Here is a 12,650-nt window from a genome sequence, read left to right on the forward strand (position 1 = left end):
AGGAAAGCCCCCTTGATTCAACCTTCTCAGGACCGTCCTCCATGCACCCCACCCGCCTCACGCCGTTGGCCCGAACCCTGCGCAATCTTGTCCTCGGCGCCAGCCTGAGCTTCAGCGCCCTGCCCCTTGCGCAGGCTGCCGAAACCAAGGCTTATCACATCGCCCCGTCGACGCTGGAAAATGCCCTCAACCAGTTCGGCCGTGAAGCCGGTGTGCTGATTTCGTTCGGCTCGCAGGTCACCAGTGGTGTGCAAAGCCGTGGACTGGAAGGCAGCTACACGGCGGAACAAGGCCTGAACGCGCTGCTCGAAGGCACCGGTCTGCAAGCCCGTGCCGAAGGTGGCAATGCCTTCAGCCTGCAACCGTCGAACGACGGCGCCCTGGAGCTGGGCACCTCGAAAGTGGTCGGCGACTGGCTGGGTGAAGCGGCGCAGGTCAACGTCTTCGAACATCCCGGTGCCCGTGACGTGATCCGCCGCGAAGAATTCGAACGCCAGGGCGCGACTCAGGCCCGCGATGTGCTCAACCGCATTCCCGGGGTCAACGCGCCGGAAAACAACGGCACCGGTAGCCACGACATGGCGCTGAACTTCGGCATTCGCGGCCTCAACCCGCGCCTGGCCGCGCGTTCGACGGTGTTGATGGACGGCATTCCGGTGCCGTTCGCACCTTACGGCCAGCCGCAGTTGTCGTTCGCGCCGATCAGCATGGGCAACATGGATGCAGTGGACGTGGTGCGTGGGGGCGGCGCCGTGCGTTACGGCCCGCAGAACGTCGGCGGCGTGGTCAACTTCGTGACCCGGGCGATTCCGGACGAGCCGACCGTGAAAGGCGGTTTCCAGACTGAAACCAGTCCATCGTCCAGCCACGACGGCTTCAAGACCAGCGCCAACCTGCTGGCCGGCGGCACCAACGCCAACGGTCTGGGCGGCGCGCTGCTGTACTCCGGCACGCGCGGTGGCGACTGGCGCGAACACAGCGACACGGAAATCGACGACCTGATCCTCAAGGGCAAATACCAGCTCGACGAGGCCAACAGTTTCAACGCCATGGCCCAGTATTACGAAGGCAAGGCCGACATGCCCGGCGGCCTGAATGTGGCCGACTACGATGCCGATCCGTATCAGTCGACCCGACCGAAAGACCAGTTCTGGGGCCGTCGCACGATGTTCAATGTCGGATACCGCTATCAGGAAGACCGCCGCGAATTCACCGCCAATACCTTCTTCACCAAGACCCTGCGCAGCGGTTATCTGGACCAGGGCACCTTCCTCTCGCTGTCGCCGCGCGAGTATTGGGTTCGCGGTCTGGAAACTCGCTTCGCTCAAGGCTTCGACCTCGGCGCCACCAGTCATGAAGTCGGCGTCGGCTATCGCTATATCAACGAGGCCGGTCACGAACTGCGCTACCGCACGCCGATCAGCAGCAATGAGTACCCGACCACCAACAGCCGCAATGATCGAGACACCCGTGGCGGCACCGAAGCCAATGCGTTCTTCGTCGATGACCGGATCGACATCGGCAAGTGGACGATCACCCCGGGCGTGCGCTACGAGATGATCGAATCGCAGCAGACCAACAACCTGACCAACGTCAAATACAAGGGCGACTACAACACCGCGCTGCCGGCGCTGAACGTGCTGTATCACCTGACCGACAGCTGGAACCTGTACGCCAACACCGAAGGCTCTTTCGGCAGCGTGCAATACAGCCAGATGCCCAACCGCGTCAGCAGTGGCGAAGTGAAACCGGAGAAGGCCCGCACCTGGGAAGTCGGCACCCGTTACGATAACGGCGCTCTGCGAGCGGAAATCGGTGCGTTCCTGATCAACTTCGACAACCAGTACGAAAGCAACCAAACCAATGATTCGGTGATCGCCCGTGGCGAAACCCGCCATCAGGGCATCGAAACCAGCGTCAACTACGCCCTCGACGACTTGAGCCCGGCGCTGACCGGCTTCGACGTCTACGCGACTTACGCCTATGTCGACGCGACCATTCGCGAAGACGGGCCGAACAAGGGCAATCGTGTGCCGTTCTCGTCGAAACACAAAGGCACGATCGGCGTCGGCTACACCGAAGGCCCGTGGAAGCTCAACCTGGACAGCAGCTTCCAGAGCGACCAGTTCGCCGACAACGCCAACACCTCCAAAGAAAGCGCCGACGGCAGCACCGGCAGGATCCCCGGCTACATGCTGTTCAGCAGCCGCGCCGGTTATGACTTCGGCCCACAGTTGTCGGACCTGAATGTGGCGGTGGGGGTGAAGAACATCTTCAACACCCAGTACTTCACCCGTTCGTTCGATGACAACAACAAGGGCAAGTATGTCGGCGAGCCGCGCACGGTGTACGTGCAGACTTCCGTTGCTTTCTGATTCCCGCTGAAAACAGAAAGGGCCTGCAATTGCAGGCCCTTTCTCATTGGGTGGCTTGGAAAATCAGCGCATCAACTGTTGATCGCTGCCTGTTCGTTCTCGTCAAACTCTTCCGCCAACAGCTTGTCGTTGGCCTTGCTGGTGAAAGGCACCACAGCGGCTCGCGGTTTGCCGCGCAGTTTGCCGAACAGGTGCTCCAGCGCGTGCTCCAGTTTTTCGGCTGCGCCATCGATCGCCTGTTCCAGCGAATCGGCTTTGTGGGTGACGGAAATCGGTTGATGGCCTTTTGGCCGCGCTTCCAGCTGACAGCGCAAATCATGAGGACCTGGTTTGTCACCGTTCTCGTCGCTCAGATGGACTTCGACACGGGTCAGGTCTTCCTCATAACGGTCGAGCGTGCTCTCAATGGTGGTTCGTACCCACTCCTCCAGTCGTTTGCTGCTTTGAATATGGTTATCGCTGTTGACTTGGATTTGCATAGTTCATCCCTTATTTCAGCTAGCTCGCAAGAGGCCTGGAACAGGATTTCGTGACCTCTTGATTACAACAATCGGCCCGCCGGACGAACATTTCAACCCCTGAAAAAAGATAAATATTCATTCGCAAAAAAAGCCGGACAACCGAGTAAAGCGCTGGTAAGGTCGGGAGTTGGGTCGCCCCGGCACCCCGAAAAATCTGCTCACAATTGGCCATCACCCAACGGGTGCAGGCTGCGGAAAATCCCCGCCTCTTCCACCAGCCAGTCATGCACCGCCCGCACACCCGGATGGCTCAAAGCCCCCGGCGCATAAAGCAAGACATAACGCTTGTGATTGGGCACCGAAATCCCGAACGGCACGATCAATGTCCCTCGCTCCAGCTCGTCGTTGAGCAACGTGCGCCTTGCAATCGCCACGCCCATGCCGGCAATCGCCGCTTCGATGGTCAGATGGTTGCGATTGAACGTGTGCCCGCGCCGCACATCGGCGCCTTCGAAACCGATGGCATTCAGATAAAACTCCCATTCCGCGTATTCATAACTGCCGCGCCAGGCGGTGATGTCGTGCAACAGCGGAAAATGCACCAGATCCGCCGGCCCGTGCAGCGGCGGTCGCCCACGCAACAGGCCCGGCGCGCACACCGGGAAAATCTGCTCATCAAGCAAGGCTGTGGATAACAGTCCCGGATAACTGCCGTCGTTCAGGTCGATGGCCAGGTCGAAATCCCCTTCATGCAACGGCACGCTGCTGTCCTCGGCCACCAGCCGCAGCTGGATGTCCGGGTAACGCTGTTGCAGGCGTGGCAAGCGCGGGGTCAGCCACTTGCTGAGGAACGACGGAATCGAGCGCACTCGCAGAATCCCGCTGATCATCCCCGCATCGAGCCGACGCAATTCCGCGTCGATGCTGCCGTAAGCCTCGTTGACCGTGATCGCCAGTCGCTGCCCTTCCGCGCTCAACTCCACGCCCCGGGCACGGCGGTGAAACAGGCGAAAACCCAGGCGCTCTTCCAGTTGTCGGATTTGTTGGCTGACCGCCCCCGGCGTGATGTGCAGTTCTTCGGCACAACGGGTGAATGACAGGTGCCGCGCGGCACAGGAAAACACCTGCAGCCAGACGTAAGTCTGGGCATGCAATTGACGACTCATGGTTTAGTCCTGCTAAAGGCTTACTTAGGAAGTTTCGTTAGTCACGTTGAAGCGAGGTAGGCAGTATCGCCGACATTGCGCTTGTCCTACAAAAAATGGCAGCGATTCCTACTCCATTGCTTGTAAGGGTTTAGCATGGCTATCAGTGTTTTCGATCTATTCAAAGTCGGCATCGGCCCGTCCAGTTCCCACACCGTCGGCCCGATGCGCGCCGCCGCGACCTTCGCCCAGGCGCTGATCGACCAGCATTTGCTGAACGATGTGCAACGGGTGGAAGTCCGTTTGTACGGCTCGCTTTCGGCCACCGGCGTCGGCCATGCCACTGACCGCGCAACGGTCATGGGCCTGATGGGCGAATGGCCGGACAGCATCGATCCATCGACCATCGAGCCTCGTATCCAGCAACTGCGCGAAACCGGCCAACTGTCTCTGGCCGGTAAACGTTCAATTGCCTTCAACTGGCAGCACGATCTCCTGCTGCTGGACGAGAGCCTGCCCTACCACCCCAACGCCATGTCGCTGACAGCCTTTGGCGCGTCCGGCCAACTGTTCGAGCAGACGTACTACTCGGTCGGCGGCGGTTTCATCATCGAAGCGGCCGAAGCCGAATCCGGTGCAGCGCCGGCCGGCGACGTCGAGTTGCCTTACGAATTCTCCAGTGCCGTCGAGCTGCTGGCGCTGTGCAAGCAGCACAACCTGCGGGTTTCCGAACTGATGATGGCCAACGAACGGGCCTGGCGCAGCGACGCCGAGATCCGTCAGGGCCTGCTGCACATCTGGTCGGTAATGCGCGAGTGTGTCGAGCAAGGCCTGCGTCACGAAGGCATTCTGCCCGGCGGTCTGAACGTTCCGCGTCGCGCGGCGAAATTGCACCGCAGCCTGCTGGAAATCGGCAAGCCGAATGTCATCAGCTCGACCCTGTCGGCGATGGAGTGGGTCAACCTGTTCGCCCTCGCCGTCAACGAAGAAAACGCTGCCGGCGGGCGCATGGTCACCGCGCCGACCAACGGCGCTGCCGGGATCATTCCCGCCGTTCTGCACTACTACATGAAATTCAATCCGGACGCGTCCGACGACGACGTGGTCGCGTTCTTTCTGGGCGCTGCAGCGGTCGGCATACTGTGCAAGAAAAACGCCTCGATCTCCGGCGCCGAAGTCGGCTGCCAGGGCGAAGTCGGCTCTGCCTGTGCGATGGCCGCTGCGGGTCTCGCAGATGTGCTCGGCGCCACCCCGGAGCAACTGGAAAACGCCGCCGAAATCGGCCTGGAACACAACCTCGGCCTGACCTGCGACCCGGTCGGCGGACTGGTGCAGGTGCCGTGCATCGAGCGCAATGCCATCGCTGCGGTGAAGGCGATCAACGCCACGCAAATGGCCCTGCGCGGCGACGGCAAACACTTCATTTCCCTCGACCGGGTGATCCGCACCATGCGCGATACCGGCGCCGACATGCATGACAAATACAAAGAGACTTCACGGGGCGGCCTGGCCGTGAGCTGGGTGGAGTGCTGAGGAGCGCTCCCTGACCGCCCGTAACACGTGAGCCCGAGCAAGAATAATAACGAGGCAAAAACGATGACCGATGTACGCACACCTGCTGCCGAAAATCCCGCTGTAGACCGCACACGCAATAACGAAACCGCCCACAAGGGCTGGAGCAAATTCGACACCACCTGGATGCTCGGCCTGTATGGCACCGCCATTGGCGCCGGCACCCTGTTCCTGCCGATCAACGCCGGTGTCGGCGGCTTCTGGCCGTTGCTGATCCTGGCGTTGCTGGCTTTCCCGATGACCTTCTTCGCGCACCGTGGCCTCACCCGCTTCGTGCTCTCGGGCCGCTCCGGTGACATCACCGAAGTGGTGGAGGAACACTTCGGCATCGGCGCCGGCAAACTGATTACGCTGCTGTATTTCTTCGCAATCTTCCCGATCCTGCTGGTGTACAGCGTGGCGCTGACCAACACCCTCGGCAGCTTCCTCGAACACCAGTTGCACATCGCCCCGCCACCGCGCGCGGTGCTGTCGCTGGCGCTGATCCTCGGTCTGATGGCCATCGTCCGTTGCGGCCAGAGCGTGATCGTCAAAGCCATGAGTGTGCTGGTGTATCCGTTCGTCGCCGCGTTGCTGTTGCTCGGCATCAGCCTGATTCCGAACTGGAACGGCGCATTCTTCGCCAGCGCTCAAGAACCGATGGAAATGTCGGTGTTCCTCAAGACCCTGTGGCTGGCGATCCCGGTGATGGTGTTCTCGTTCAACCATTCGCCAATCATCTCTGCGTTCGCCGTCGAGCAGAAACAGCGCTACGGCGAGCAGGCCGAACGCAAGAGCAGCGGCATCCTCGCCATGGCCCACGGCATGATGGTCGTCACGGTGATGTTCTTCTGCTTCAGCTGCGTGCTGGCGCTGTCGCCGGCGGACCTGGCAACGGCCAAGGCGCAGAACATTTCGATCCTGTCGTACCTGGCCAACCACTTCCAGACCCCGGTCATCGCTTACGCCGCGCCATTGATTGCGCTGGTGGCGATCACCAAATCCTTCCTCGGCCACTACATCGGCGCCAGCGAAGGCTTCCAGGGCATGATCGTCAAAAGCCTGCGCAGCCGTGGCCGGGTGATGTCGGCGAGCTGGCTGAACCGTGCGACCGCGCTGTTCATGATCCTCAGCTGCTGGGCCGTGGCAACCTTCAATCCGAGCATCCTCGGCATGATCGAAACCCTCGGCGGGCCGGTGATTGCCTGCCTGTTGTTCCTGATGCCGATGTACGCGATCCGCCGCGTGCCGGCCTTGCGCCAGTATTCGGGCCAGGTGTCGAACGTGTTCGTGGTGCTGATCGGCCTGATTGCACTGTCAGCGATCATCTACTCGGTTCTGCCCTGAAACGGGCCGCAAACGAAGAAGGCGAGCCAGGTGCTCGCCTTCTTTTTGGCCGGTTTCATTGTTCGACAATATTCCCGGCATGTCCCTTGCTACATCACTGAAGGAGACAGGACCACGGAAAGGCCGATGGTCAGGTTTGGCGAACCAACCCGATCAAGGCCGGTCAACAACTGCACGTTCAATCAGGCGGTGACGCATCATGGACAATCCTTTTCAGATCATTACCGATGCCTTCGCGCCGGACTATCAGATCAACCTGAGCATTCAGGGGCTCGACGGCAGCATCATGCTGACCCTCTCCAAAAGCGGGCGGATCGTCGCCAAACGGATGATCAGCGCCGAACAGCGCAACGACCCCAAGCGCCTCAAGCGCCTGGTGCAAAGCATTCAGTTCGGCATCGCCATCGAGCAGGGCCACAGCGCCATGGCGGTACTGGACGCCATGACACGCGGTGACGCAATCACTCCGCCACCGCGCCAGGTCAAGCACCAGGCCCGGCCAACCGCCGGTCTTTAGAGTTCGCCCTTCTCCACTTCCGGATGTTCACTGGAGCCCGTGCCGATCTTGCGGTGCGGGTTCTCGATTTTCACCGAAGGGAATTGCGACGAGGCGTAACGCACCACCAGGATCGAGAACGCCAGCAGCAGAATCCCGCCGCACAGGTAAATGATGCCCATATCCGGCGGATTGTGGTGCGAGACGTTGGAGATCAGCAGGCGCGTCAGTGCCGTGATCGCCACGTAGATCAGGAAGCGCACCGGCATATGGTTGGTCTTGAAATAAATCCCGACCATCGCCCCCAGTTCCAGATAGATGAACAGCAACAGAATGTCATCGATCTTGATGTGCCCTTCCTCGAGCATCCCGAGAAATTCCATCACCGCCGCCCAGGCGGTTACCGCACCAATGGCGAACAGCGCCAGGTAATGGAAGGTCTCGACGAACAGGTTGCCCAGGGACTCGGCCAGTTGATGCACGTTTTGCCGCAGTTTCTCGGCCCAGTTGATTTTCACGATGAAGGTTCCTTAGCCCGGTTCGAGCGGATGTTGCTTGCTGGACGTGACGGTTATTGCGCACGTACGCAGATGCATGCAGAAAAGAGGCCACGCCATCATGGCGAGCCGCCGCGAAACCCGCGCCGTGGCGTTTGGTCGCACCTGTGCGCAGGCGTCGGGCTGACAAAATCCGAATCCGGTCTACATTGAAAAGCCACTACCCAAAGCGCAGGGATTCGCTTATCCTTTTCGCTGTATATAAATACAGTAGTCGCAAAGACAACTTAATGTGAAGGCATGTGAGGTGGTGAATGGCCGTCGAAGTGGTATACCGCAGCAGCCGAGATCTGGAGCGCTTGTTCATGGATAAAGCCGAAGCTGACCGTCATGACAAAATGCTCGAACTGGCCGAACTGTTGGCCGAAGTGCTGGAAAAAGCCGTTCCATCGTTGAGCGAGCAGCAAGTGGAAGAAGTCGGGATCTTCATGGCGAAGAACCGCGATGTGTTTGCCCGGGCGTTCAAGAGCCAGCCCGATGCCCTGTCGGAACTGATCAACGCACCGGCTGCACCGGTTGTGGCAACCGAAGTGGCCGAAGTGGCAGAACCGGCAGAAGCGCCAGCCAAACCTGCAAAAGCGGCGAAGGCTGCGAAGTAAGCGACACTTGAATTGAATAGCCCCTGAGTTGAAAGACTCAGAGGCTTTTTCATGCCCCGACAAACCTCAGCGGTACAAGACTTTCTCTGCCAGCTCATCCGCCACCCGCGCGGGTGATCGTTTTTCCGCCTGGGCGTGAGCAAACACTTCGGTCAGGCGCGAGCTGATCTTCGACAGATGCGCAGTGATGGTCGTCAGCTCTTCGCCCCGATGCTTGAGGGAAACGTAGATCAGCCCGCCGGCATTGATCACGTAATCCGGCGCATACAGGATGCCGCGCCGTTCCAGTTGATCGGCAACGTCCAGATGGGTCAGCTGATTGTTGGCCGAGCCCGCCACCGCCGAGCAGCGCAACTGGGTGACCGTGTGGCTGTTGAGCACACCGCCCAAACCGCACGGCGCGAGAATGTCGCATGGCGTGCTGAGCAGCGCGTCGTTGGCGATCGGATGGGCGTTGAGTTGTTCCATCGCCAGTTGCACCTTGCCGTGGTCGATGTCGCTGACCAGCAGTTCGGCGCCGGCGGCGTGCAACTGTTCGGCCAAGGCATAACCAACATTGCCCAACCCCTGAATCGCCACGCGCAAGCCTTCGAGGTTGTCGCTACCGAGCCGTGCCATCGCAGTGGCGCGAATGCCGGTGAACACACCCATCGCCGCGTGAGGCGCCGGGTCGCCGGCCGAGGTGGTACTGGTGACATGCTGGGTCTGCTGGGCGATGCAATCCATGTCCGCCACCGAAGTGCCGCTGTCGATGGCGGTGATGTAGCGCCCGTCGAGCTGATCGATGCAACGCCCAAAGGCCTCGAACAGTGCGGCGCGGTTTTCCACGTGGGCCGGCCGCACGATCACGGCCACCCCGCCGCCTTGGGCGAGGCCGGCCAATGCGGCCTTGTAGCTCATGCCCTGGGCCAGGCGTATGGCGTCCTCGACTGCGGATTCATCGTTCGGGTAGGCAAGATAACGACACCCGCCCAGGGCTGGCCCGAGGCGACTGTTATGGATGGCAATGACCGCCTTCAATCCGGACACCGGATCAACGCTAAGGTGCAGCGATTCCAGGCGAGTGCTTTGCATGAGAGCGAACATCGGCAGGCTCCCGAATCACTTCTGGTAGACGCCAGTATAGGCTTGCGCCCGAAAATTGCTGAAGCGCACGGGAATAAGCCCCGACAGCGACCCATGCGTTGCGGCATAACCCGATGGCAGCGCGGCCCGGCACTGGACGAATGGCAAAGACGGGGCTAAAACGAGGCATACCCCGGAGATTGAGATGAGTCCGCGCCAACGTTTCTTCGATTGTCTGCACCGCTCACCGCCCGCGCTGTTCGAAGCGGCGTTGTGGATGGCCGCCGAACACGACAAACAAGCCGATCCCGAAGCGCTGTTGCAGGACTTCAAGGAACTGCAACAGCGGGTCAGCTATGGCTTGCCGTTGCTGCCGGTCAGCGAGCTGGCGCAACCGCTGCTGCGACGCATGGCCGATCTGGGGTTTGCCCAGGATGATTTCGTACCGCTGCGTCCGCAGGCGGCGATGGTGCACAAAGTCATACAGACCAAACGCGGCCAGCCGCTGGCGCTGGCACTGATCGCTCTGGAACTGGCCCGTGGTCTGGAGATTCCATTGGTGGGCGTCAACTTCCCCGGGCATTTCCTGCTCAAGGTTCCCGGGGCCGATCACCTGCTCGATCCATGCGGTGGGCGGCGTCTGTATCCGAACGATTGCCGCGAACTGCTGCATCGCCAGTACGGCCACCAGATGAAACTCAGCGCCGATCACCTGCTGACTGCCGAACCGGTGCAGATGCTTCAGCGCCTGTCACGCAACCTGCGCCAGTTGCACCTGACCCACGACGACTTCATCGCCGCGCTGATCGATGCCGAGCGCGTGCTCGAGCTGGGCAACGCCAGCGCCGCCGACTACCTGGCGCGGGCCAGTCTGTACCAGCGTCTCGATTGCCCGAACGCCGAGCGTTTCGATCTGGAGCACGCGCTATTACTCAGCGACGACCCGATTCAGCGACTTCGCCTGACGGAACGGCTGGGCCATCTGCCACCGAACGCGGTTGTCCACTGAGCGGCGCAGTCACTGGCGAACGCACCTGAATGATCAGCAACGCCGCAATCACCGCCGGAATCGCGCAGAAGAAGAAAATCTGCTCCACCGGAATGTGCATCGCCAGCAACAGGCTGCCGAACAACGGCCCGAGAATCGAGCCGAACCGCCCTACTCCCAACGCCCAGCCGGTGCCGGTGGCACGCACGTGCGCCGGATAGAAATTGCTGGCGAACGCGTTGAGCGTCAGTTGCCCGCCAATGATGCAGAAGCCCGCCGCAAACACACAGGCCACCAGATAACGCGGGTTGTCGTGATTCAGGCCCAGCAGGATCGTGCACACCGCCGCGCCGGCCAACACGCCGGACAGCAGTCGCACCTTGCTTTTCAAGCGGTCGGCGAACCACGCCATGCAGATCGCGCCGAGCGTGCCGGCGAACAGGAACATCGACGTCACCAGGTTCGCTTCATTGAGTTTCAGCCCGCTTTCGAGCAGCAACGACGGCAGCCAACTGATCATGAAATACAGCAGGATCAGGCTGACGAAGAACGTCGCCCAGATCAGCAAGGTCGGACGTGCGTAACCATTGCGGAACAACTCCACCACGGTCAGTTTGCTGCCCTGCTCGCGCGCGTTCTGCTCGACCGACGCGGCGGGTGGTTGCCAGTCCGGCAGCATCCGCGCGGTAACCTTGCGCAGGCGCGCATACGGCGGCGCGTCACGCAGCAGACGTGGCAAGGATTCCGGAAGCATCCACCAGAGAAACGGGAACAACAGCAACGGCGTGACACCGCCGGCGAGGAACACTGCTTGCCAACCGAACCGGTCGATGAAACCGGCCGCAACAAAACCACCCGCCGCACCGCCGAAAGAGAAGCCGCAGGCCGCCAGCGTCACCATCAGCGTGCGCAGGCGTGGCGGTGAATATTCCGACATCAACGCCATGGCGCTGGGCATTGCGCCGCCCATGCCGATGCCGCAGATGAAACGCGCGATCATCAGGGTATTCAGGGAATCGGCGAACACCATCAGCACGGTGAGGCTGGCGTAGATCAGCACGCAGGCGAGCAGAATCCGTCGAACGCCGAAGCGGTCGGCCAGCGGCGTCACAGCGAGCGAGCCGAGGGTCAGGCCCAGAAGGTTGGCGCTGAATACCGGACCGAATGCGGATTTTTCCAGGCCCCAGTCCTGCGCCAGCGCCGGCACTACGTAACCGAGTACCTGGGCGTCATAGCCGTCGGTGACCAGCAGCAAGGCGAGAAGAATCAGGAGCAACCACTGAAAGCGGGACACAGGACGGGCGTCGAGTGCCGCCCGAAAGCTGGCAATCTGGTTGTGCATCGCAAAGTACCTGTTTTGTTTTTATGATTTTTTGCGGGTAACCGGAATGGCTCCCGTGCGCTGCACAGGAGCCATCAAATGCTACTTCGGCGTGTCCGGCTGGTTCGCCGGATGCGCCGCAATGAACGCTGGATGTTCAGCGGCCAGCGCAGCCACCCGACGAATCCGTGGATACGCCTCCAGCGAAACATTGAAACGCTCGGCCGCGTACAACTGCGGAATCAGGTACACGTCCGCCACACACGGCCACTCGCCAAAGCAGAAGCCGCTGTCGCCGATCAACTGCTCCACCGTCGCCAGCCCCTGGCTGATCCAGTGGCCGATCCACTCGTTGACCTGCGGCTCGTCATGCCCCAGACCGCGCAGGCGATTGAGCACACTGACGTTGTGCAGCGGATGCACGTCGCAGCCGATCACCGCCGCCACACCGCGCACCTGGGCGCGGGCAACGAGGTCTTCGGGGAGCAACGGCACCTGTGGATAACGTTCCTCCAGATACTCGATGATCGCCGGCGACTGAATCAGCAACTTGCCTTCGTCAGTGCGCAGCGCCGGCACCCGGCCCTGGGGATTGACCGCCAGGAACGCCGGTTGCCGATGCTCGCCACCGGGCGGTGCAATCAGGTTGACCGGCAACGCCTGATAGTCGAGGCCCTTGAGCGCCAGCGCGATCCGCACCCGGTACGACGAGGTGGAACGGTAATAGGTGTAGAGATCCATGAGC

Annotated in this window: 11 protein-coding genes and 1 pseudogene; 6 read left to right on the top strand and 6 right to left on the bottom strand. The window is 61.1% G+C overall.

Annotated elements, in window-relative coordinates; translation table 11 throughout:
* The first annotated feature begins 41 nt into the window (after positions 1-41).
* Positions 42-2,375 carry a TonB-dependent Fe(3+) dicitrate receptor FecA gene (gene fecA / locus QLG12_RS20010; protein ID WP_197869735.1) on the top strand — a complete coding sequence of 778 codons (2,334 nt, stop codon included), beginning with the start codon at positions 42-44 and terminating at the stop codon, positions 2,373-2,375.
* A gap of 71 nt (positions 2,376-2,446) precedes the next feature.
* Here fecA and QLG12_RS20015 read toward each other — a convergent pair whose 3' ends face one another.
* Both QLG12_RS20015 and QLG12_RS20020 read right to left on the bottom strand, forming a co-directional pair.
* Entirely contained in the window at positions 2,447-2,854 is a 408-nt protein-coding gene (locus tag QLG12_RS20015; RefSeq protein WP_011332524.1) for an HPF/RaiA family ribosome-associated protein, read from the bottom strand.
* 200 nt (positions 2,855-3,054) lie between these two features.
* Positions 3,055-4,002, bottom strand: coding sequence for a LysR substrate-binding domain-containing protein (locus tag QLG12_RS20020; protein ID WP_011332523.1), 948 nt, complete (start codon positions 4,000-4,002; stop codon positions 3,055-3,057).
* A 135-nt stretch (positions 4,003-4,137) separates the two neighbouring features.
* Here QLG12_RS20020 and QLG12_RS20025 point away from each other — a divergent pair, with 135 nt between their 5' ends.
* The 3 genes from QLG12_RS20025 to QLG12_RS20035 all read left to right on the top strand — a co-directional run bounded on the left by QLG12_RS20025 (position 4,138) and on the right by QLG12_RS20035 (position 7,396).
* On the top strand, positions 4,138-5,514 hold the full coding sequence (locus QLG12_RS20025; RefSeq protein ID WP_236193200.1) for an L-serine ammonia-lyase: 1,377 nt from the start codon (positions 4,138-4,140) through the stop codon (positions 5,512-5,514).
* Between the two features lie 63 nt (positions 5,515-5,577).
* On the top strand, positions 5,578-6,879 hold the full coding sequence (locus QLG12_RS20030; RefSeq protein ID WP_282475120.1) for an HAAAP family serine/threonine permease: 1,302 nt from the start codon (positions 5,578-5,580) through the stop codon (positions 6,877-6,879).
* A gap of 199 nt (positions 6,880-7,078) precedes the next feature.
* Positions 7,079-7,396: a DUF3509 domain-containing protein gene (locus QLG12_RS20035; RefSeq protein ID WP_197869732.1), complete on the top strand. Its 318-nt coding sequence runs from the start codon at positions 7,079-7,081 to the stop codon at positions 7,394-7,396.
* Here the strand turns inward: QLG12_RS20035 and QLG12_RS20040 are convergent.
* A complete protein-coding gene (locus QLG12_RS20040; protein ID WP_007957255.1) occupies positions 7,393-7,893 on the bottom strand; it encodes a phosphate-starvation-inducible PsiE family protein in 501 nt (166 codons plus the stop codon). The two genes, QLG12_RS20035 and QLG12_RS20040, sit on opposite strands and share 4 nt — an antisense overlap.
* A 293-nt stretch (positions 7,894-8,186) precedes the next feature.
* On the opposite strand from QLG12_RS20040, the pseudogene QLG12_RS20045 reads away from it, so the two are divergent.
* Positions 8,187-8,426: pseudogene (locus tag QLG12_RS20045) on the top strand (YebG family protein); the annotation flags it as partial.
* Positions 8,427-8,597: 171 nt separating this feature from the next.
* Here the strand turns inward: QLG12_RS20045 and QLG12_RS20050 are convergent.
* Complete coding sequence (locus QLG12_RS20050) at positions 8,598-9,617, bottom strand: Glu/Leu/Phe/Val dehydrogenase dimerization domain-containing protein (RefSeq protein ID WP_011332519.1); 1,020 nt, start codon at positions 9,615-9,617, stop codon at positions 8,598-8,600.
* A gap of 184 nt (positions 9,618-9,801) precedes the next feature.
* On the opposite strand from QLG12_RS20050, the gene QLG12_RS20055 reads away from it, so the two are divergent.
* On the top strand, positions 9,802-10,605 hold the full coding sequence (locus tag QLG12_RS20055; RefSeq protein WP_236193203.1) for a transglutaminase family protein: 804 nt from the start codon (positions 9,802-9,804) through the stop codon (positions 10,603-10,605).
* Here QLG12_RS20055 and QLG12_RS20060 read toward each other — a convergent pair.
* Positions 10,529-11,926: an aromatic acid/H+ symport family MFS transporter gene (locus QLG12_RS20060; protein ID WP_282475121.1), complete on the bottom strand. Its 1,398-nt coding sequence runs from the start codon at positions 11,924-11,926 to the stop codon at positions 10,529-10,531. The genes QLG12_RS20055 and QLG12_RS20060 overlap by 77 nt on opposite strands.
* Before the next feature lie 81 nt (positions 11,927-12,007).
* Positions 12,008-12,646, bottom strand: a complete 639-nt coding sequence (maiA, locus tag QLG12_RS20065; RefSeq protein WP_282475122.1) for a maleylacetoacetate isomerase — start codon at positions 12,644-12,646, stop codon at positions 12,008-12,010.
* Positions 12,647-12,650 lie beyond the last annotated feature (4 nt).

Source organism: Pseudomonas sp. V88_4, assembly GCF_029967985.1.
Taxonomy (GTDB): Bacteria; Pseudomonadota; Gammaproteobacteria; order Pseudomonadales; family Pseudomonadaceae; genus Aquipseudomonas; species Aquipseudomonas glycinae.

Bases quoted from the DNA above. Each gene is read 5' to 3' on its own strand.
- maiA (WP_282475122.1), bottom strand. From the start codon at position 12,646: ATGGATCTCTACACCTATTACCGTTCCACCTCGTCGTACCGGGTGCGG.
- QLG12_RS20035 (WP_197869732.1), top strand. From the start codon at position 7,079: ATGGACAATCCTTTTCAGATCATTACCGATGCCTTCGCGCCGGACTAT.
- QLG12_RS20055 (WP_236193203.1), top strand. From the start codon at position 9,802: ATGAGTCCGCGCCAACGTTTCTTCGATTGTCTGCACCGCTCACCGCCC.
- QLG12_RS20025 (WP_236193200.1), top strand. From the start codon at position 4,138: ATGGCTATCAGTGTTTTCGATCTATTCAAAGTCGGCATCGGCCCGTCC.
- QLG12_RS20020 (WP_011332523.1), bottom strand. From the start codon at position 4,002: ATGAGTCGTCAATTGCATGCCCAGACTTACGTCTGGCTGCAGGTGTTT.
- QLG12_RS20030 (WP_282475120.1), top strand. From the start codon at position 5,578: ATGACCGATGTACGCACACCTGCTGCCGAAAATCCCGCTGTAGACCGC.
- fecA (WP_197869735.1), top strand. From the start codon at position 42: ATGCACCCCACCCGCCTCACGCCGTTGGCCCGAACCCTGCGCAATCTT.
- QLG12_RS20015 (WP_011332524.1), bottom strand. From the start codon at position 2,854: ATGCAAATCCAAGTCAACAGCGATAACCATATTCAAAGCAGCAAACGA.
- QLG12_RS20060 (WP_282475121.1), bottom strand. From the start codon at position 11,926: ATGCACAACCAGATTGCCAGCTTTCGGGCGGCACTCGACGCCCGTCCT.
- QLG12_RS20050 (WP_011332519.1), bottom strand. From the start codon at position 9,617: ATGTTCGCTCTCATGCAAAGCACTCGCCTGGAATCGCTGCACCTTAGC.